At 64.9% G+C, this 262-nt stretch carries 1 protein-coding gene; it reads left to right on the forward strand.

Annotated features, from left to right (window positions below):
- A partial coding sequence (locus GVL12_RS26095; RefSeq protein ID WP_159918409.1) for a hypothetical protein occupies positions 1–262 on the forward strand: 262 nt, incomplete at both ends.

Consider the following 262-nt stretch of genomic DNA (forward strand, 5'->3'; position numbering starts at 1 on the left):
TCCAGCCCGATGGCGCGTATGAGTACGTGCGCAACAACGGCGAGCCCCTGACGGCCACCGATGTGTTCACCTACACCATCACCGACAAGGACGGCGACACTTCCAGCGCTTCCATCACCATCACCATCGCGGACCACACGCCCGTGGTGACGGACAAGGACGGCAATCCCCCCGTACTGGTCCCTGTGGATCCCTCGGACCCCACAGGTCCTGCCCGTCCCGTGATCAAGCCCGATGGCAGCGTCAGCGAAAGCGGCCTGCC

Source organism: Pantoea sp. 18069, from assembly GCF_902706035.1.
GTDB lineage: Bacteria > Pseudomonadota > Gammaproteobacteria > Burkholderiales > Burkholderiaceae_C > Comamonas.